Below are 19,640 nucleotides of genomic sequence, written 5' to 3'. Positions count from 1 at the left end.
TTTTCTATGAATTTTTTCGACGCCACAGCACTGCACCGCAAAGCACAGCGACTGCTGCAGTAGATGCAACCAGCCATAGTGGTTGCTCAGTTACATATAAAATTGTGGTACTTATAATCAAACCACAGGTTACCGCGGCCCAGCCAATCTGCCTGCTCTGCCGCTGCTGCGCTTCGCGCATTTGTGCCAACAATTGCTGTTGCGCAAGTGCCTGCGGCCGTTGGCTTTTCAGATAATCATAAAGCAAGGTTGGCATTTCTGGCAGTTTTTCTGCCCAAAACGGTGCGTTTTCTTGTAATGAACGCACAACCGCACGCCAACCTAATTGTTCCTTCATCCATTTTTCTAAAAATGGCTTCGCGGTTTGCCATAAATCCAGTTGAGGGTAAAGCGTACGACCTAAGCCTTCAACGTATAACAGCGTTTTCTGCAATAGCACTAACTGCGGTTGCACTTCCATTTCAAAGCGGCGCGCTGTATTAAATAAATTCACCAGCACATGGCCAAAAGAAATTTCTGCCAATGGCTTATTAAATATCGGCTCACACACCGTTCGAATCGCTGACTCAAATTCTTCCACATTGATATGTGCCGGCACCCAACCTGAATCCACATGCAACTCGGCTACTTTGCGGTAATCACGATTAAAGAATGCCAAAAAGTTTTCGGCTAAATAGCGCTTGTCTTCACGGTTAAGCGTACCGACTATGCCAAAATCAATGCCTAAATAGCTTGGGTTATCTGGGTTATCGCGCGACACGAAAATATTGCCAGGATGCATATCAGCATGGAAGAAACTGTCGCGAAACACCTGCGTGAAAAACACTTCGACACCGCGTTCGGCAAGAATTTTCATATTCACGCCCATGGCCATCAAGGTATCGACATCGCTTACAGGAATACCATCAATGCGCTCCATCACCATCACGTTGTGTCGACTGTAATCGCTATAAACCGTTGGTATGTATAGCAGCGGCGAATTCTCAAAGTTGCGCTTGAGCTGAATAGCGTTGCCGGCTTCGCGAAGCAAATCCAACTCGTCTAGTAGTGTTTTACGGTATTCCTTAACAACTTCCTTTGGCTTAAGCCGACGGCCATCTGGTAAATGGCGAGCCAGAACGCCAGCCAAGGTCTCCATTAATCGCAAATCAGCATCAATATCTGCGCGTATGTCAGGACGAATCACCTTTATTACAACATCAGCGCCAGCATCATCACCATGCTTTAAGCGCGCCGTGTGAACTTGAGCAATCGACGCCGAGGCTAATGGTTGTACCGAAAAGTCATCGAAGGCGTCATTAATGTGCTGCAAACCCAGCGCTTTTTCGATGAGCTGCTGCGCTTGTTCACCGGGGAAAGCGCGTACTTTGTCTTGTAGCTTCGCCAGCTCGTTGGCTATATCCGGCGGCAATAAATCGCGACGCGTGGAGAGCATCTGACCAAACTTAACCCAGACCGGTCCGAGTGACTCAAGTGCAAGCCGTAACCGCGCTCCTGCCGATTTTTGTTTATGCTTATTGGGCATCCAAAACAGCCCATAGCGGCCAATGCGTAAACTCCAAGGTAACCAGCGCGCAGGAATAATCTCATCCAAACCATAGGTGAGGAAGGTTTTCGCAATTTTATAGGCTCGGCTAATGCGCTGGCTCACGATTAGTTTCCTTTATCACTTAACGGAAAGTTGGTTCTAAAATCACGTTCGAGACGATCGAGTTTTGCCCGTACTTGCTGCAGGTTTAGTTTGAACTCTTCAAATTCGTCGGCGCTTACCAGCACACGCTTCTCTTCAACTAGAACATCGCGCACCCAGGCTTGTTGGTCAGCCAAAGCTTGCTGTAGCCATTTTCTGCCGCGCAAAAAGGCTTGGCTAACAAAGTGTGCAGGAACATCGCCCAAACGCTGCGCTAATTGCTCCTGCCAATCAATATCAAGCTCGACAAACAATTTGCTGAATTGCTGTGCCAACATGGGGTCACCATCAATATCGAGGGCATCAGCTTTAATCAAACGGGTGATATTGGCGGTATCGCGTAATTCGGGCAGTACCGCTAGGCGGGTCATAATATGGCAATCAACCGCGTCGGAATCCACCCAACTTAATACAACGCCTTCGGCTAACGCGGTGATGGTGAATGGCTTACCCAACTCATGCAACGTTACACGAACACGTTTGTCGGTTAGTTTGCGCAGCCGCTCTGACGATTGCGTATCTAAACTTAATAAGTGATTCGCAAAAGCTTCCGCCGCACCGGTAGGAAAGACCGTCCACAACATCAGAATTTAAACCCGCGGTGCAGCGCCACAATACCACCGGTCAAATTGTCATAGGTGACCTGATCGTAACCGGCTTTTTCCATCATCCCTTTCAGCGTTTCCTGGTCGGGGTGCATGCGTATCGATTCGGCGAGATATTGATAACTGTCTGCGTCACCAGCGACGAGTTGGCCCATTTTCGGCAACACGTTAAACGAATAAAAATCGTAAGCTTGATTGAGCAAGGGTTGTATTGGCTTCGAAAATTCAAGCACCAATAATCGCCCGCCTGGCTTCAATACGCGGAACATAGATTCCAGGGCTTTCTGTTTGTCAGTCACGTTGCGCAAACCAAATGCGATGGTAATAATGTCGAAACTATCATCTGCAAACGGCAACTCTTCAGCGTTTGCCTGCACATAACGTACATTGCCAACAATACCGCGGTTGCGAAGTTTATCGCGCCCAACTTCTAACATCGCATCATTAATATCCGCTAAGACGACCTCGCCAGTTGGGCCCACGCGGCGTGAAAACTGTGCGGTGAGATCACCGGTGCCACCAGCAATATCGAGCACCTTCATGCCAGTTCGCACACCACTGCAATCAATGGTGTAACGCTTCCACAAACGATGAATGCCAAACGACATCAGATCGTTCATGACATCGTATTTTTGCGCCACGGAATTAAACACGTTAGCGACTAAGTTTTGCTTCTCGGTTTTCGCGACTTGTTTGTATCCAAAGTCGATCGTGTCTTGATTCGATTCTTTCATGTTTAAACCTTTTTCATCATCTGCCGCTAGTGTACTACGAAATCAAGCTTGGGCGTAGTGATCACGACGCGGTAACCAGCGTTGGATCAATGCATCAGCTGTTTGTGGGTAGCGTTCCCAAATCGTGTGGGCAAGGTGCTGAACTTGATCGATTAAATGACTATGTTTCACCAAGTCAGCCACTTTCATTTCGGTTAAGCCTGTTTGCTTTTGCCCGAGCAACTCACCTGGGCCACGAAGTTCTAAATCACGTTGCGCAATAACAAAACCATCGCTGCTATCGCGAAGTACAGCTAATCTTTTGGTCGCTGTTTTCGATAACGGCGCATGATAAAGCAATACACAGTGACTGGCTGCAGCACCGCGACCTACACGGCCTCGCAACTGGTGTAACTGAGCCAACCCAAGCCGTTCGGGGTTTTCAATAATCATTAAGCTCGCATTCGGTACATCAACGCCAACTTCGATGACAGTTGTCGCCACCAGCAAATCAAGTTCGTGCGCTTTGAACGCAGCCATTACAGCTTCTTTCTCTTGGCTTTTTAAACGACCATGAACCAAGCCAATGCGCAAGTTCGGTAACGCTTCTTGTAATTGCGCTGCGGTATCTTCGGCGGCTTGGCACTGCAGAGCCTCCGACTCTTCAATGAGCGTACACACCCAATACGCTTGGCGGCCCTGTTCGGTGCACACTTGATGCACGCGCTCAATCACTTGGTCGCGGCGTGTATCCGGAATCGCCACAGTTGTTACTGGTGTTCGACCCGGCGGCAACTCGTCGATAATTGACGTTGCTAAATCGGCATAGGCCGTCATCGCGAGCGTTCTTGGAATGGGCGTTGCTGTCATGATCAGTTGGTGCGGCTGATACCCCTGAACCACGCCCTTTTGACGCAATTCTAAACGTTGGTGCACGCCAAAACGGTGCTGTTCATCAATAATCACGAGCGCTAAGTTGTGATAATTCACGTCAGCTTGAAAAAGTGCATGCGTACCAACAATAAACTGCACATCACCGTTAGCTATGTGCGCTAAGTTTTCTTGTCGTTCTTTGGTCTTTTGTTTGCCCGCAAGCCAACCCACGCGCACACCTAACGGTTCGAGCCACTGCCGAAACGTCAGTGCATGTTGCTCCGCAAGTATCTCGGTTGGTGCCATCAATGCAACTTGATATCCTTGCCCGATAGCGGTTAATGCGGCCAATGCTGCCACCAAGGTTTTGCCCGAGCCAACATCCCCCTGAACGAGTCGCATCATCGGAAAATCGAGTGCTAAATCGTGCTGAATTTCTTGTACAACACGCTGCTGTGCTCCTGTTGGCTTAAATGGTAGCTGCGCCAGAAACGCTTGCTCAAGGGCGGTGTTCACTTGTAGCGAACGTGCCTGATGTGCTTGTTTTACCGCGCGCAATTTCAACAAACTAAGCTGGTGCGCCAATAATTCTTCAGCGGCTAAGCGTGTCTGAGCGGGGTGTGTACCTTCGGTTAATTGTTGCAAGCTGACATCAAGCGGCGGACGATGCAAGGTTCGAAGTGCTTGCGCTAAGCTAATTCCGCCTGGCCGCAATGGCTCCGGCAGTAATTCAGGCAAAGCTTGTTCATTTAAATAAGTGAGTGCTTGCTCGCTTATTTTACGCAATGTCGCTTGCTGCACCCCTTCAGTGGCAGGGTAAACCGGCGTTAAAACCTCTTCACCAAGCTGCGGCGCTACCCCCTCAACAATCTTATATTCAGGATGAATCATGTCTGGGCCATTGATGCCACGGCGCACTTCACCGAATAATTGTAATTGCGTTCCTTGTGCAAATTGCTTTAATTGCGCGGCTGAAAATTGAAAAAACACCAGGTTTAGCACACCGCTGGCGTCACGCACTCTCACTTTCAGCATTCGTCGCCTACCATAGGCCACTTCGGCTTTCACCACCTCAGCAATAACCGTTGCACTGGTACCGGACTGTAATGCCGCAATCGGATAGATACGCGAGCGATCTTCATAACGCAGCGGTAGATGCAATAAAACGTCCTGCACACTTACCAAACCAAGCTTCTCAAGCTTCGCTTGGAGCTTTGGCCCCACGCCTTTTAGCGTGCTTAATGGAATTCGATGCAGGCCATCTGAAGTCATCGCTTGGCACTCCGAATTTGTTGCCACCAAGTTTCATCAGCAGCAATTTGACCTTGTTCATCAAGTGCTGGATACGGAATATCATTGAGTCGGCAAAGTCGCGCAAATATCGGATGCCCGCCTTCAAAAAGTACGCGCTGGCGCTCAGTTTTAGCCAATGTCGGTTGTTGATAACACCCTGCAGCCTCACGTTGACGCTGCGCCTCATACATAATCACCGCCGCCGCAACCGAGACGTTCAGCGATTCGGCCATGCCCACCATCGGAATAATAATTTGATGGTCTGCCGCAGCAATCGCTTCAGATGTGACGCCACGGCGTTCTTGCCCTAATATAATCGCCGTGGGTTTGGTGTAATCAATGGTTCGAAAATCAACGGCTTGATCAGACAAATTGGTAACGAGAATTTGTTTGCCCTCGTCACGCAACTGATCAATGGCCGGCTGCAAGCCATCGTGATGGTTAACTTTCACCCATTTTTCGCTACCGACGGCTGCACCACGTGTCATTCGAAAATGGCGCTCGTACCAGATAGCATGCACTTCATGCACACCTACGGCATCGGCAGTGCGAACTAAAGCGGCTAAATTATGATTTTTATGGACACTCTCCAAACACAACGTAAGATCAGGTTGACGCTGGTCTAACAGTTGCGAAATACGTGCGAAGCGCTCCGGCGACATGATGATTTCCAACTATATTTTATATAGAACTGAGGCAAGTATAACGGCATGCGAGAGTTATCCATAGTATTTCGCCACCCTGATTTTTATGTGCTAGATAAGCCCGCCGGCGCGCCGATGCATGCCAACGATAACGAGTTCAGCGTGGTTCATCAACTTAGCGAGCAACTCGGTGAACCATTGTGGCCCGTACATCGCTTAGACACACCAACATCTGGCGCCTTGTTAGTAGCCCGTAACCATGATGCAGCCGCAACACTAAGCGGCCTTTTTGCTCACCGCGAAATGCAAAAATTTTACCTTGCCATCAGCGCTGGCAAACCAAAGAAAAAGCAGGGACTAATTAGTGGCGATATGCAAAAGGTTCGCCGCGGTAATTGGCGTTTACTTCACAGCCAAGAAAACCCAGCGCAGACACGTTTTCTCAGTTATTCACTCAAACCGGGGTATCGCTTTTATGTGCTGAAACCCATCACAGGGCGTACCCATCAGCTACGCGTCGCGTTAAAAAGCCTCGGTGTGCCCATTTGCGGCGATGAACGATACGGCGGAGAGGTTGCTGAGCATCTTCATCTACATGCATGGAAATTAAAATTTCACTATGCCGGAGAGATGTTTGACATTACAGCGCCTTGGCCAACTTACGAGCACTTCGCAGACTTACCCGCAACAATCGAGATATTCTGAACATTTCATAAGCTATACGACCATCGTTGAGCTTGGCAATGTAGTCCGAAAAGCGGCATACTCATTTCATGTTTGTTTTTTAACCTGAAGGTAGTTGCCATGAAACACAATCTATTAAGTTTAGCGCTCATCACAGCGCTTGGTTCATTTGCTGGTGCGGCAGCAGCTCAACAGCCCGTAAAAATTGGCGCCGATCTCGAACAAAAAGTCATTGAGTGGCGCCGCGACTTGCACCAACATCCTGAATTAAGTAACCGTGAATTCCGCACTGCCAAAGTCATCACAGAGCACCTCGAAGAGCTCGGCTTAGAGGTACAAACCGGCGTTGCGCACACTGGTGTGGTCGGTTTACTCAAGGGTGCCAAGCCGGGCCCAACAATTGCCTTACGCGCTGATATGGATGCACTACCAGTCACTGAATTAACCGACGTGCCGTTCGCATCAAAAGCAGTTTCTGAATACCGCGGTAAAGAAGTTGGTGTTATGCATGCCTGCGGCCATGACTTACATGTGGCCATGTTAATGGGTGCGGCTGAGCAGCTCACGGCGATGCGCGATCAGCTTGCTGGTAATGTGGTATTTATCTTCCAGCCGGCTGAAGAAGGCGCGCCAGTAGGTGAAGAAGGCGGCGCTGAGCTGATGCTAAAAGAAGGTCTGTTTGAGCAGTACCAGCCAGAAGCGGTGTTTGGCATCCACGTCTGGTCGGCCGGTAACACCGGACAAATTGGCTATCGTGAAGGCCCACTGATGGCGTCGTCAGACCGTTTCGAAATTAATGTAAAAGGCCGCCAAACTCATGGCTCACGCCCTTGGGGCGGTGTCGATCCGATTGTGGCCGCAGGACAAATAATCAGTAACACGCAAAGCATTGTGTCACGTCAAATCGATATCACCAAAGCGCCAGCGGTTGTGAGCTTCGGCATTGTCGAGGGCGGTGTACGTAACAACATCATCCCAGACGAAGTGTACTTAGAAGGCACCATTCGTAACTTTGATATGGATAACCGTGCGCAAATTTTTGAGAACTTGAAAGCTACCGCAGAGCACACCGCGAAAGCCAGTGGCGCTGAAGCACATGTCCACATTGATGAAGGTTACCCTGTTACCATTAATGACCCAGAGCTGACACGCAAAATGTTACCAACCATGGAACGCGTAGCAGGCACCGACAATGTGAAGGTAAATGCATTAGTAACTGGTGCGGAGGACTTCTCGTTTTATGCTTTGGAGGTTCCGGGGTTATTCGTATTTTTAGGAATTACGCCGGAAGGACAAGATCCGGCAGAGGCGCCAAGCAACCACTCGCCGTACTTCTATGCTGACGAGGATGCATTAAAAACGGGTACCGAACTTTACGTGAACTGGGTATTCGATTACGCCAAGCTTAAATAACTGAGTGAAATTTGAGCATAAAAAAGGCCCAATTATTTGGGCCTTTTTCGTTTTGGCGTCGAGACTACTTCGATTTCAGCATCTCGCGTATCACTTTCTTGTCGATTTTACCGACGCTAGTGCGTGGAATTTCTTCCACCACTTTCACCGTATCTGGCACGTACCATTTCTCAATCAGGCCTTCATCGATATATTGCTGCATATGCGCAACAACCACGTCGCGATCTACTTTGGCGCCAGCTCGCGCGGTGACAATAGCATGCGGGCGCTCGCCCCATTCGTCATCAGGCAAGCCAATCACTGCCGCAAGCTCGATATCGGGATGCTTGCTAATCAGGTTTTCAATATCTAAGGATGATACCCACTCACCACCTGTTTTAATCACATCTTTGATGCGATCACGAATCTGCAGTGTATACGTACTATCGATAGTACCGACGTCACCCGTGTGCATCCAACCATTTGCCCATAGCTCTTGGCTTTTCTCAGGTTCATTTAAATAACCCTGAGTGAGCCAAGGTGTACGCACCACCACTTCGCCCATCGCTTCACCATCGTGCGGCAAGAAGCGGCCATTGCTATCGATAATGCGCATGTTCACAAAAGGCACCGGACGACCCGTTTTAATTCGTTCAGCGACTTGTTGATCATGGCTAAATTCATCCGCATTCAAAGGCATCCATGTGGTGCTTAATAACGGACAGGTTTCCGACATACCGTAACCGGTATAAATTTCGATACCACGTTCTAACGCGGCACTCGCTAGTCCAGCTGTTAATGCGCTACCGCCGATGAGCACTTGCCAGCCGCTAAAATCAATCGCTTTGGCTTTTTCACTGCTCAGCACCATCTGTAATATTGTTGGTACGCAGTGTGAGAACGTTACTTTCTCAGTCACAAACAGTTTCAGCAAAGTTGCCGGCTCGTAGCGGCCTGGGTACACCTGCTTCAAGCCCATCATGGTGGCGACATACGGCACACCCCATGCATGCACGTGGAACATTGGGGTAATTGGCATGTACACGCTCGATGCTTGCATCAATTGCATGTTGTCGTTCATTGACGTGGTCGCTGCTAACGCCATGGTGTGTAACACGAGTTGGCGATGCGAAAAATACACGCCTTTCGGGTTGCCAGTGGTTCCCGTGGTATAGAACGTGGTGGCAATGGCATTTTCATCAAAATCGGGGAAATCGAAATCTGGCAATGCGCTGCGCATCAAATCTTCGTATTCACCTTCAGTACTTAAAGGCGACTCTGGTGGTGTGTCTGAGTCACTAAGTTGAATATATTTTTCAACCGTCATTAACTCGTGTTTCACTTTCGCCAAGAGCGGTAGAAAATCATCATGAGCCAACACCACTTTGTCTTCAGCATGATTCATGGTGTAGACAATTTGCTCTGGTGCTAAACGTACGTTGACAGTGTGTAACACCGCGCCAATCATCGGAATAGCAAAGAAGCATTCAAGGTAGCGTGGTGTATCCCAATCGAGTACCGCCACGACATCACCAGCTTTTACCCCCGCTTCAGTTAAAACGTTGGCAAGCCGACAAACCCGCTCATTAAACTCTTGATAGCTGTAGCGTTTGCCATTGTTACCCCCGACAATTTCATTCTCACCCGCGTAGCGTTGGCTTGAGAGCAGCAACTGCTTAATGAGTAGAGGGTATTGATATGCCTCTTCAGTTGGTTTCAATAATTTTACCGGCATAATGATTCCTTGTTGTTCTGTATTTTTTTGTTACCACTTACGGGTCACTTCATAAATATCGGTACGGCGATCTTTTAAATTCGTCACCGAACCTTCGTGATGTAAATATCGCAATTCATCTAAGTTCAGATCAGAAAATATTAACTGCTCGGTGTTTGGCGTGGTTTCGGCCATAATCGCATCATATGGGAACGCGAAATCAGATGGTGAGAATACCGCCGACTGCGCATATTGAACATCGAGGCTCTCTACTTGCGGTAAGTTCCCAACACTACCGCAGGTAACTACGTAACATTCGTTTTCAACAGCGCGCGCTTGTGCACAATGGCGTACACGCAAATAAGCGTTACGGGTGTCAGTCCAAAACGGTACAAACAAAATCTCGAGGCCTTCATTTGCCATCAAGCGACCTAGTTCAGGAAACTCGACGTCGTAACAAATCAAAATACCCACTTTACCGGCATCCGTATCGAACACGCTTACCTGATCACCACCCTCAATGACCCAATCACGTTTTTCGTGCGGCGTAACATGAATCTTTCGTTGCTCTTCAACCGTACCATCACGACGACACAGGTAAGAGACGTTATAAATCACATCGTCTTCATTAATCGGCATCGAGCCCGTAATGATATTGACGTTATAGCTCACCGCCATTTGTGACATTTCACGCTTGAAGCGCTCGGTGAATCCAGCCAAGAAACGAATTGCGTCTTTTTGCTGACTCTGGTCAGTGAGCCCCATCAACGGCGCATTAAAAAACTCGGGGAACACCGCAAAATCACTTTGATAACTTGATATGGCATCCACGAAATACTCAACCTGGCGTAACATCTCTTCTACCGAGTCAATTTCACGCATTTGCCATTGCACTGCACCCACTCGCACGTTACGAATACGCGAGCCAAGAATATTGTCGGACGGCTCGTATAAAAAGTTATTCCACTCTAATAAAGTCGCAAAACCAACCGAGCGCTTATCTTCTGGCAGGTATTTACCCAATAACCGTTTTACCGTGAAGTCGTTTGCCAGTTGGAAAGTCAAAATGGGGTCATAGATTTCGCGACGGTGCACGGCTTCAATATATTGGCCGGGCGTCATTTCATCGGCGTATTTATGGAAGTTCACAATACGACCACCAGCAAGAATTGCCTTCAGGTTGGACTGCCGACAAAGCTCTTTGCGCGCATCATACAAGCGTCGGCCAAGGCGGTAACCACGATAATCCGGATGAATTAAGACATCCAGGCCATAAATGGCATCGCCCTTGCGATCATTAAGAATATTTTCACGCGCATCCATTAAGTCATCATAAGTATGCGGGTTGCTAAAGCGGGCATATTTCACCTTCACCGTCAGTGCGACGCCAACCAGTTGGCCATTATCTTCTAGACAAATTTGGCCCTCTGGAAACTCTTGAACCAATTTCAAGATGGTATGCTCACCCCAAGCCCCACCGATATCGGGATAAACCTTATCCATCAAGGCTTTTAATTGTGGGTAATCCTCTTTGCGAAGATTACGTAACTGTAAGTAAGTTCATCCGGGCTCATAGACATCCTTTGTGGTTCTGTGTACAACTTGAATTAAAGGTAAGCGTTCTACGCGATGCTTGCAACGTCAAGATAAGACATATAAACTTCTGGACGTCTAAATAACAACATCACTGAAGCAAGGAATTTTATGACACAACCAGCCAGTGCCAAGGCGCTTTTGCCGCTTGGTTTATTTCTTACGCTGTTCCTTGGCACCGGGATCTACTTCCAACTATCAGGTGTCGATTATGCGTTTTATCAACTCGCCAGCCCCGTAGCAATATTGCCGGCCATTATTCTAGGCGTCATTTTAAGCAAGCAAGCGTTTGAAGAGCGTATTGATACCTTTGTAGCCGGCGTTGGCGAGCGCAACATTGTCACTATGTGCATGATTTACTTGCTAGCCGGCGCATTTTCAACAGTCGCTGCTGCAACGGGCGGCGTTGATGCGATGGTTGCACTCGGCTTAAACGTTATTCCGCCACAATTCTTGTTACCAGGTTTGTTCGTCATTGCTGCCGTGGTATCGACCGCCATGGGAACGTCAATGGGAACGCTCGCTGCGTTAGCGCCCGTTGCTTTAGGTTTAGGCCAAGCAGCGGAAATCGATTTAGCGTTACTCGCCGGTGTACTCGTAAGCGGTGCCATGTTCGGTGACAATTTGTCATTTATTTCCGATACCACCATTGCCGCCACGCGTACACAAGGCTGCGAAATGAGTGATAAGTTTAAAGCGAATCTAAAGATTGCGTTACCGGCAGCTGCACTCACACTGATCTGGTTGTTCACCTATGATACCGGTGCGGTCCCACCGAAAATTCCAGAGGCAAACCTTTGGCTGAGCCTGCCGTACTTTTTTATCATTGTGTTGGCGGTACTTGGTTTGAACGTATTCGCCGTACTCACGTTAGGGATTATTCTTGCTGCAGCCTTCGGCATGGCCACGGTTGGCTACGAATGGGTGGCGTTTAGCAAAGATATCTATGAAGGCTTCACCAGTATGCAAGAAATCTTCTTACTTTCGTTGCTTATTGGTGGGTTATCAGCGCTGATTCGTCAGCAGGGTGGTTTGAAGTTTCTAGCCAACACCGTCAGTAGCATGACTAGTCGCTTGTTCAAACATAAACAGCAACGCGCAGCATTTGGTGTTGCAGCCCTCACTGGCTTAACCAACTTTGCTGTGGCAAACAATACAGTCACTATTTTGCTTTCTGGTGAAGTTAGCAAGCGCTTAGCCGAAGAAGGTAATTTAGCCCCACGCCAAAGTGCGAGTTTGCTGGATATTTTTGCCTGTGTCGTACAAGGCGCGTTGCCCTATGGTGCGCAAGCATTATTGATGGGAGCGAGCTTTGGGTTGTCGCCACTTGATGTCAGTATTCACACCGGTTATTGCTTTATACTGGCAGGTGTCGCTATTGCCATGATCATCTGGCGCAAGCCGTTAGAGGCTCGCACCAGCGAAGCAGTGGCTTAATTGGTGCTTGGTAGCTCCATCACGCCATCAATTTCAATTTGCGCGCCCTTCGGCAACGCTTTGACGCCGATTGCGGCGCGCGCAGGATATGGCATCGCAAAAAACTCAGCCATGACTTCGTTCACAATTGGGAAGTTACCTAAATCAGTCAAATAAATTTGTACTTTGACCATGTCTTGCAGTTCACCACCAGCGGCTTCGCACACTGCACTTAAATTTTTAAAAACTTGCACCGCTTGCGCGCGAAATTCCTCACTGACAAACGCCATGGTTTCAGGAACCAACGGAATTTGACCGGATAGATACACGGTGGTGCCAATTTTCACTGCCTGCGAATAGGTGCCAATGGCAGCTGGTGCTTTTTCAGTACTAATAATTACTTTTGACATATTTACTTCCTTAACCGCCAAACCCGCTGTACATTCGGCATTTTTCGAATGTGGCGGATCACATCGGCGAGTTGTTTCCTATCTCGCACACTCAGTGCGATATCAATGTAATAAATATTGGCATCTAATTCTTCAGTTTTCAGGCCATGAATATTGCAGCCTGTCGCTGAAATGGATGCCGTAAGTTTAGCTAAAGCGCCTTGATGGTTGACAATTTCCACCCGCACTTCAGTGGTAAATTCAGCTTCTGTATTGGCTTCCCATTGCACAGGGAAGTAACGGCCTGGCTCTTCTTCGTAACCACGCACGTTCTTACACTCTTTGCGATGTACCACCAGCCCTTTACCGGGGCTTACGTGGGCAATAATGTCATCACCAGGAATCGGTCGACAGCACTTAGCAAAGCTTACTAATAAACCTTCGGCACCACGAATGGCTAGCGTTGTTTTCGGTTGAGCTATTGCGTCTTGCTCATCTTTCAATTGCGATAACTCGCCGAGTAACCGTTTGGCGATAGCAATCGACATCATATTGCCTAAGCCAATTTCACGCAGCAACGATGACACATCTTTCAGTTTCACTTCATTAAGAACACGCTCAAAATCAGCCTTCGGAATGTCGTCATAATTAATTGGCCCGAGCGCTGCGCGTAACAAACGTTCGCCAAGTTGCTCCGCTTCACGTGACTCTTGCCCCTTCAAATACTGCCGAATCTTCGCTCGGGCTTTTCCGGTAACTGCGAAGTTTAACCAAGCAATATTAGGCCGCGAACCTGGCGCCGTTTTAATTTCGACCGTCTGCCCGGTCTCAAGCGGCTTCGATAATGACGATACTTTGTGATTAACACGCGCACCGATACACGTATTACCGATATCCGTGTGCACGGCATAAGCAAAATCTACCGGGGTTGCGCCTTGCGGCAATTCGATAATGCGACCTTCTGGCGTAAACACGTAAATTTCTTCTGGAAACAGCTCAGATTTAACGTTTTCAATAAACTCAAATGCGTTACCCGTGCTTTGCTGTAATTCAAGCAAACTTTGCATCCAGCGGCGTGCACGTACTTGTGCGGTAGTACCCGTACTCTCGTCGGTTTTGTAAAGCCAGTGGGCTGCGACACCGCGATCGGCCATCAAATTCATTTCTTCGGTACGAATTTGCACTTCAACCGGAATACCATGAGGCCCTTTCAAACTGGTGTGCAACGACTGATAGCCATTGGATTTTGGAATAGCAATGTAATCTTTGAAACGCGTTTCGATTGGCTTGTACAAGTTATGTAAGGCACCCAGCACGCGATAGCAAGTATCCAGCTCATCAACAATCACGCGAAAAGCGTAGATATCCATCACTTGTTCGAACTTCAACTCTTTGTGCTTCATCTTTTGATAGATGCTGTACAAGTGCTTTTCTCGTCCCAAAACACGTGCTTTGATACCCACATCTTTTAGACGTTTTTCAATTTCGGTTTGCACGCGTTCGACAAGTTCACGACGATTTCCGCGTGCCTTTTTGACTTCTGATTCGAGTAATTTCGCGCGCCAGGGATGAAGTGCATGAAAGCCCAACAACTCCAGCTCATTTTTAATGTCGTGAATACCTAAGCGATGAGCCAACGGCGCATAAATTTCTAAAGTTTCGCGCGCAATCCGGCGTTTCTTCTCTGGGCGTAAATGCCCAATGGTGCGCATGTTGTGTGTGCGATCAGCAAGCTTAATCAAAATGACACGAATATCTTGCACCATCGCCATAATCATTTTGCGATAGTTTTCAGTTTGCAGTTCTTCTTTAGAATTGAATTGCAGTTTGTCGAGCTTGGAAACGCCTTCAACGAGCTCAGCGACGGTTGCGCCAAACTGTTCAGCAAGATCTTCTTGGGTATATTCGGTGTCTTCGATCACATCATGTAGCAAAGCGGCCATGATGGTTTCGTGATCGAGTCGCATGTCGGCCAATAGGCCTGCGACCGCAACGGGATGAGTGATATAGGGTTCGCCGCTATGGCGCTTCTGATGTTTGTGTCCATCAGCGGCTAATTTGAAGGCCGCAGCAGCCTGCTCCACCTGTTCGGGTGGCAAGTACTCAGCTAACTGTTGCCTGAGGCCCTCAAACAAATACACCCGATTTACTCAAGCCCACGAATTGCGTCTACGGCAGCCATTTCTTCGGCGTCTTTTTGCGCCATTTCAGTGCGTTCTTCTGCGTCTAAACGCTTCGCATCAATGTGGCCGCTTTCAATTTCGCGTAAAGCGACAACGGTTGCTTTTTCATTGTTTTTCCAAGGTACCAGGGCATCTTTGCCTTGGGTTGCCAATTGACGGGCACGACGTGCTGCTACGAGCACTAAATCAAATCGGTTGCCAATACGGTCAACAGCATCTTCTACGGTTACGCGAGCCATGTTTACTCCAACTATGTGCAAAACGGGTCAGGAATTATACGGATTTACCCGTCATTCGCCAAGAGATCTTTGAGTTTAGCGGCATGCCGCACTTGTTGTAATGCTACCTTAAGGCGCTGGGCAAACACAATATGCTCAAGCTGCGCCAAGGTTTGCTCAAATTTATCATTGACCAACAAGTAATCAAACTCATGATAATGCGACATTTCTGCTTGTGCTTTTTCCATGCGCGAACGAATCACTTCGTCACTGTCTTGGCCACGACTGCGAAGTCGCTGCTCAAGTACTTCAAGGCTTGGCGGCACAATAAAAATAGATTGCGCTTGCGGGTGAGCTTCACGAACTTGACGTGCACCTTGCCAATCGATATCCAAAAACACGTCGATACCTTGCGCTAAGGTATGCTCAATGTAACTACGCGAAGTACCGTAGTAATTACCGAATACGTGCGCCCACTCATAAAAATCATTGTTATCGATTTTTTCTTTGAACTGACTTTCGGTAAGAAAATGATAGTGCACACCATCAATTTCGCCGGGCCGTGGAGCCCGCGTTGTACATGACACCGACACCTGCATACTTTCTTCAGTGTGGCGCGCAAGCAAAGCACGGATTAAACTGGATTTACCTGCACCACTTGGTGCAGCCAAAATAAATAAATTGCCGGTGGCGATTGATGTTGTCATGAATACTTACATTGATCGGCTTGCTAATAACGGCAAAGCATAGCATGTTGCATAGTAAAATAACTAGAGCGGAGAGCTGGGATGACTACAGGATGGATTATTATCATTGTTGCAGTAGTGGTGTTGGTGTACTTAATTGGCATATACAACAAACTGGTGCGACTCAAAAATCAATTTGAAAATGCGTTTGCGCAAATTGAAGTCCAACTCAAACGTCGCTATGACTTAATTCCCAATTTAGTCGAAACGGCGAAAGCCTACTTAACACACGAGCGGGAAACGCTTGAAGCGGTTATTTCGGCACGTAACCAAGCCGCGGCGGCATTACCGCAAGCAGCAAAAGATCCAACCAACGCTGGGGCAATGCAGCAGTTAGGAGGAGCCGAGTCGGCGTTAGGAAGTGCTTTGGGTCGATTAAATGTTGTCATGGAAGCGTACCCCGATTTAAAAGCCAACCAAAATATGATGCAAGTGAGCGAAGAGTTGACCAGCACAGAAAATCGTGTTGCATTCTCGCGCCAAGCCTTTAACGATGCGGTGATGACTTACAACACCTATCGTCAATCATTTCCACCGGTCCTATTCGCCAGCTTTTTTGGTCATAGCAAAGATGCCAATCTGCTCGAATTTGCCGATAGCGCAGAAATACAAGCGGCGCCAAAAGTTAACTTTTAATTTAGGTTCGCAGCATGGTTAATTTCTTCGAACACCAACAGCAGGCCAAGCGTAATACCGGCCTGCTTGTGGTGCTATTTTTAGTCGCTTTCACCCTAATTATCGGTTTAGTAGCGGTTGTTACTGCGGCTATTTTTGGTGGTATTGCGGTACAGCAAAACGGCGAATACCAATTCAGTTGGCAACCCATTGCTTGGGTTGTCGTCATTGTCGGCGGCGGCATTTTAATCGCTATGTTGGTGAAATGGCTAAGCTTGAAGCCCGGCGGCCATGTGGTGGCAGAAAGCTTAGGTGGTGTGCGCATTGAACCGAACTCCACCGATCCGCTCGAACGTCGAATTCTCAATGTTGTAGAAGAAATGGCCATTGCAGCCAATATGCCAGTTCCAGCGGTATATTTGTTGCCTAACGAGGCCAATATCAATGCCTTTGCTGCTGGCTATGAAAGCAAAGATGCGGTGATTGGTTTAACTCGGGGGGCCGTTGAAACGTTTTCTCGCGAACAATTGCAAGCCGTTGTAGCACACGAATTTAGCCATATTTTAAATGGCGACATGCGCTTAAATATCCGCTTGATTGCAGCCCTTGCAGGCATTTTATTGATTGCACACGTCGGGCGTATTTTTCTGCAGTCTGCGCGATTTAGCTCGTCACGCCGACGCGGCAATGGCAACGCTCTCCCGTTAGTTGGTTTAGCTTTGTTTATTATTGGCTACATTGGCGTGTTTTTTGGCAACATCATCAAAGCCGCAGTTAGTCGTCAGCGCGAATACCTTGCTGATGCTGCGGCGGTTCAATTTACTCGTAATCCAGAAGCTCTTTCCGGAGCACTTCAACAAATCGGCGCGCGCGAGTACGGTAGTAAAATAGCTCATACGAATGCTGATGAGACTGCACACTTATTTTTCGGCCAAGCATTAAGCTCCTGGTTCACGCTCATGGCAACCCACCCACCGCTTGATCGGCGCATCAAGCGTATTCAGCCGAGTTGGAATGGCCGTTATCCAAAGCCCAGCAAAGCAATGGTTCAGTCAACTGCAGAACAACAGGCCAGTCAGCCGCAACCCTCGGCATTGAACCGCTTAGCGATGCTCGCGTTGCCAGCGCTTCTGTTAGAACGAGTGCGGTCACCGAAGCAAGCGCCACAATTTATTCGCGATATGATGGTTGGCCAATTACTGGGTGAGAATCATCCGCAGCTGAGTGAATTGAGTGCAGCGCAACAATTAGCGTTGGTTGAACTGGCTATTCCAGCACTGCGAGTTGCCGGTGATAGCGATCGATTAGCATTACTAAAGGATCTCGAACAACTCGAGCAAAGCGATGATTTATTTCATTGGTGTTTGTATCAATTGCTTGCTCGTCAGCTGACTGAATCAAAACGCTTCAAAGAAAAAATAGATAACGCTGAAGCCTTTGCTGCAACTGTGGTTGCGCTCAAACGTGCAGAGCAGCAACAGTCGTTAAACTTAAAGCAACTCGAGCTAGCGTTGAACACGTGTAAGAGCTGGTCACCAAAAGCAAAACAACCTTTAGTGCAAAAATGGGTTGAAACAGTGACTTCTGACCAACATATCTCAGAAACTGAACGCAAATTAGTCGCGACCTTGTGCGCTTGCATTGAAGAGCCACTTCCCGATGAAATGCTGACGAATTCTGCATCATAGTTTTACATAATTAATGCGATCGATTTCGTCGGCATGTGCGTATTTCCCCGTACCTGACTGATTCAAGGAGTTATCATGTCGACGGATTTATCCCCTTTATTACAACCATTTTCGTGTAAGTCGTTAACCCTTCGTAATCGCGTTGCGATGGCACCAATGACTCGCAGTTTCTCGCCCGGTAATGTGCCAAATGATGCCGTCGTGAAGTATTACCAACGCCGCGCGGAAGGTGAAGTCGGCCTCATAATCACGGAAGGTGTCGAGATAAACCATCCCGGCGCCAGTGGCTTCCCGAATGTACCTAAAATCTACGGCGAAGCGATGACCGGCTGGAAACGCGTTGTGGAAGCGGTACACGCAGCTGGTGGTCAGATTATTCCACAGTTGTGGCACGTTGGTGCGGTGCGCAAACCAGAAACTGACGATGCGGCGCCAGCCTATAGCCCATCAGGTTTGTTTGCACCAGGTAAGCCAAGCGGCGTAGCAATGACTAAAGACGATATCAACGAGGTGATTGCGGCTTTCGCGGATTCGGCTAAACAAGCAAAAGAAGCTGGGTTTGATGGCGTAGAAATTCATGGCGCGCACGGCTACTTGATCGATCAATTTTTGTGGGAAGGAACAAATATTCGTGATGACGAGTATGGCGGTTCATTAGAAAACCGAGCTCGCTTCGCTTGTGAAATTGTTAAAGCCGTGCGTGAAGCCGTTGGCGAAGATTTTGCGATTGTGTTTCGTTTTTCACAATGGAAGCAGCAAGAGTACGATGCCAAACTCGCTGAAACCCCTGAGCAGCTGAAACAACTACTTGATTTGTTAGTGGACGCCGGTGTTGATATTTTTCACGCGTCAACGCGGCGCTTCTGGGAACCTGAATTTGAGGGCTCTGAGTTAAACCTCGCTGGATGGACACAAAAGTTAACCGGCAAACCCACTATTTCAGTTGGCAGTGTTGGTTTAACTGAAGATTTTATCAGCGGTACCTTTGCTTCCGATAAACCCGCAGTAGAAAAATCGGGCATTGATGAACTCGTGAAGCGCATGGCTAACCATGAGTTTGAATTGATCGCTGTGGGTCGCGCTCTGCTGCAAGATCCACAGTGGTTACAAAAAATGCGCGACGGTAAAGAAGATGAGGTGAAAGCGTTTAGCAAAGCTTCATTAAAAGAGTTGGTCTAATCAAA

The 19,640-nt window shown here is 48.1% G+C and carries 17 protein-coding genes; 6 read left to right on the top strand and 11 right to left on the bottom strand.

Annotated elements, in window-relative coordinates:
- Positions 1-4 precede the first annotated feature (4 nt).
- Genes ubiB through trmH form a run of 5 tightly spaced genes read right to left on the bottom strand, consistent with a single transcriptional unit; the run spans position 5 to position 5,836 of the window.
- Positions 5-1,651, bottom strand: coding sequence for a ubiquinone biosynthesis regulatory protein kinase UbiB (gene ubiB / locus CWI76_RS09570; RefSeq protein ID WP_126760122.1), 1,647 nt, complete (start codon positions 1,649-1,651; stop codon positions 5-7).
- 2 nt (positions 1,652-1,653) lie between these two features.
- On the bottom strand, positions 1,654-2,274 hold the full coding sequence (locus tag CWI76_RS09565; RefSeq protein ID WP_126760121.1) for a ubiquinone biosynthesis accessory factor UbiJ: 621 nt from the start codon (positions 2,272-2,274) through the stop codon (positions 1,654-1,656).
- A complete protein-coding gene (ubiE, locus tag CWI76_RS09560) occupies positions 2,274-3,029 on the bottom strand; it encodes a bifunctional demethylmenaquinone methyltransferase/2-methoxy-6-polyprenyl-1,4-benzoquinol methylase UbiE (protein WP_126760120.1) in 756 nt (251 codons plus the stop codon). Before ubiE ends, CWI76_RS09565 begins: the two co-directional genes overlap by 1 nt.
- 42 nt (positions 3,030-3,071) lie before the next feature.
- Positions 3,072-5,153 (bottom strand): ATP-dependent DNA helicase RecG, encoded by a 2,082-nt coding sequence (gene recG / locus CWI76_RS09555; RefSeq protein ID WP_126760119.1) that lies wholly within the window; start codon positions 5,151-5,153, stop codon positions 3,072-3,074.
- Positions 5,150-5,836 carry a tRNA (guanosine(18)-2'-O)-methyltransferase TrmH gene (gene trmH, locus CWI76_RS09550; protein ID WP_126760118.1) on the bottom strand — a complete coding sequence of 229 codons (687 nt, stop codon included), beginning with the start codon at positions 5,834-5,836 and terminating at the stop codon, positions 5,150-5,152. The genes recG and trmH overlap by 4 nt, the downstream gene beginning before the upstream one ends.
- A 48-nt stretch (positions 5,837-5,884) precedes the next feature.
- On the opposite strand from trmH, the gene CWI76_RS09545 reads away from it, so the two are divergent.
- Positions 5,885-6,523 (top strand): TIGR01621 family pseudouridine synthase, encoded by a 639-nt coding sequence (locus CWI76_RS09545; RefSeq protein ID WP_126760117.1) that lies wholly within the window; start codon positions 5,885-5,887, stop codon positions 6,521-6,523.
- A gap of 99 nt (positions 6,524-6,622) precedes the next feature.
- Positions 6,623-7,915 (top strand): M20 family metallopeptidase, encoded by a 1,293-nt coding sequence (locus tag CWI76_RS09540; protein WP_126760116.1) that lies wholly within the window; start codon positions 6,623-6,625, stop codon positions 7,913-7,915.
- 64 nt (positions 7,916-7,979) lie between these two features.
- On the opposite strand, the gene CWI76_RS09535 is transcribed toward CWI76_RS09540, so the two are convergent.
- A complete protein-coding gene (locus CWI76_RS09535) occupies positions 7,980-9,629 on the bottom strand; it encodes a fatty acid--CoA ligase (RefSeq protein WP_241968006.1) in 1,650 nt (549 codons plus the stop codon).
- 30 nt (positions 9,630-9,659) lie between these two features.
- Positions 9,660-11,111 carry a carbon-nitrogen hydrolase family protein gene (locus tag CWI76_RS09530; RefSeq protein WP_126760114.1) on the bottom strand — a complete coding sequence of 484 codons (1,452 nt, stop codon included), beginning with the start codon at positions 11,109-11,111 and terminating at the stop codon, positions 9,660-9,662.
- 201 nt (positions 11,112-11,312) lie between these two features.
- Here CWI76_RS09530 and CWI76_RS09525 point away from each other — a divergent pair, with 201 nt between their 5' ends.
- Complete coding sequence (locus CWI76_RS09525; RefSeq protein WP_126760113.1) at positions 11,313-12,638, top strand: Na+/H+ antiporter NhaC family protein; 1,326 nt, start codon at positions 11,313-11,315, stop codon at positions 12,636-12,638.
- Here CWI76_RS09525 and CWI76_RS09520 read toward each other — a convergent pair.
- The 4 genes from CWI76_RS09520 to gmk are packed head-to-tail and all read right to left on the bottom strand — an operon-like array spanning position 12,635 to position 16,114.
- Positions 12,635-13,027, bottom strand: coding sequence for a Rid family detoxifying hydrolase (locus tag CWI76_RS09520; RefSeq protein WP_126760112.1), 393 nt, complete (start codon positions 13,025-13,027; stop codon positions 12,635-12,637). The genes CWI76_RS09525 and CWI76_RS09520 overlap by 4 nt on opposite strands.
- A 2-nt stretch (positions 13,028-13,029) precedes the next feature.
- The gene (gene spoT, locus CWI76_RS09515) at positions 13,030-15,147 is read right to left on the bottom strand and encodes a bifunctional GTP diphosphokinase/guanosine-3',5'-bis pyrophosphate 3'-pyrophosphohydrolase (RefSeq protein ID WP_126760111.1); all 2,118 of its coding nucleotides are present in this window, start codon (positions 15,145-15,147) and stop codon (positions 13,030-13,032) included.
- A 5-nt stretch (positions 15,148-15,152) separates the two neighbouring features.
- Complete coding sequence (gene rpoZ, locus CWI76_RS09510; RefSeq protein ID WP_126760110.1) at positions 15,153-15,428, bottom strand: DNA-directed RNA polymerase subunit omega; 276 nt, start codon at positions 15,426-15,428, stop codon at positions 15,153-15,155.
- Between the two features lie 44 nt (positions 15,429-15,472).
- Entirely contained in the window at positions 15,473-16,114 is a 642-nt protein-coding gene (gene gmk / locus CWI76_RS09505) for a guanylate kinase (protein ID WP_126760109.1), read from the bottom strand.
- Between the two features lie 81 nt (positions 16,115-16,195).
- Here gmk and CWI76_RS09500 point away from each other — a divergent pair, with 81 nt between their 5' ends.
- The 3 genes from CWI76_RS09500 (at position 16,196) to CWI76_RS09490 (ending at position 19,635) form a co-directional block, all read left to right on the top strand.
- Positions 16,196-16,789, top strand: coding sequence for a LemA family protein (locus tag CWI76_RS09500; RefSeq protein ID WP_126760108.1), 594 nt, complete (start codon positions 16,196-16,198; stop codon positions 16,787-16,789).
- A gap of 14 nt (positions 16,790-16,803) precedes the next feature.
- Positions 16,804-18,456 (top strand): M48 family metallopeptidase, encoded by a 1,653-nt coding sequence (locus tag CWI76_RS09495; protein WP_126760107.1) that lies wholly within the window; start codon positions 16,804-16,806, stop codon positions 18,454-18,456.
- Between the two features lie 75 nt (positions 18,457-18,531).
- On the top strand, positions 18,532-19,635 hold the full coding sequence (locus CWI76_RS09490; RefSeq protein WP_126760106.1) for an NADH:flavin oxidoreductase: 1,104 nt from the start codon (positions 18,532-18,534) through the stop codon (positions 19,633-19,635).
- The last annotated feature ends 5 nt before the right edge of the window (positions 19,636-19,640 follow it).

The sequence above is a fragment of the Pseudidiomarina marina genome (assembly GCF_003987045.1).
Classification (GTDB): Bacteria; Pseudomonadota; Gammaproteobacteria; order Enterobacterales; family Alteromonadaceae; genus Pseudidiomarina; species Pseudidiomarina marina.
This window is presented reverse-complemented; position numbering and strand designations above follow the sequence as displayed.

Excerpts from the sequence above, each read along its gene's own strand:
- CWI76_RS09540 (WP_126760116.1), top strand. The coding sequence starts at position 6,623 with ATGAAACACAATCTATTAAGTTTAGCGCTCATCACAGCGCTTGGTTCA.
- CWI76_RS09500 (WP_126760108.1), top strand. The coding sequence starts at position 16,196 with ATGACTACAGGATGGATTATTATCATTGTTGCAGTAGTGGTGTTGGTG.
- CWI76_RS09535 (WP_241968006.1), bottom strand. The coding sequence starts at position 9,629 with ATGCCGGTAAAATTATTGAAACCAACTGAAGAGGCATATCAATACCCT.
- rpoZ (WP_126760110.1), bottom strand. The coding sequence starts at position 15,428 with ATGGCTCGCGTAACCGTAGAAGATGCTGTTGACCGTATTGGCAACCGA.
- CWI76_RS09565 (WP_126760121.1), bottom strand. The coding sequence starts at position 2,274 with ATGTTGTGGACGGTCTTTCCTACCGGTGCGGCGGAAGCTTTTGCGAAT.
- CWI76_RS09520 (WP_126760112.1), bottom strand. The coding sequence starts at position 13,027 with ATGTCAAAAGTAATTATTAGTACTGAAAAAGCACCAGCTGCCATTGGC.
- CWI76_RS09525 (WP_126760113.1), top strand. The coding sequence starts at position 11,313 with ATGACACAACCAGCCAGTGCCAAGGCGCTTTTGCCGCTTGGTTTATTT.
- CWI76_RS09545 (WP_126760117.1), top strand. The coding sequence starts at position 5,885 with ATGCGAGAGTTATCCATAGTATTTCGCCACCCTGATTTTTATGTGCTA.
- CWI76_RS09495 (WP_126760107.1), top strand. The coding sequence starts at position 16,804 with ATGGTTAATTTCTTCGAACACCAACAGCAGGCCAAGCGTAATACCGGC.
- recG (WP_126760119.1), bottom strand. The coding sequence starts at position 5,153 with ATGACTTCAGATGGCCTGCATCGAATTCCATTAAGCACGCTAAAAGGC.
- ubiE (WP_126760120.1), bottom strand. The coding sequence starts at position 3,029 with ATGAAAGAATCGAATCAAGACACGATCGACTTTGGATACAAACAAGTC.
- gmk (WP_126760109.1), bottom strand. The coding sequence starts at position 16,114 with ATGACAACATCAATCGCCACCGGCAATTTATTTATTTTGGCTGCACCA.
- CWI76_RS09490 (WP_126760106.1), top strand. The coding sequence starts at position 18,532 with ATGTCGACGGATTTATCCCCTTTATTACAACCATTTTCGTGTAAGTCG.
- CWI76_RS09530 (WP_126760114.1), bottom strand. The coding sequence starts at position 11,111 with ATGGATAAGGTTTATCCCGATATCGGTGGGGCTTGGGGTGAGCATACC.
- trmH (WP_126760118.1), bottom strand. The coding sequence starts at position 5,836 with ATGTCGCCGGAGCGCTTCGCACGTATTTCGCAACTGTTAGACCAGCGT.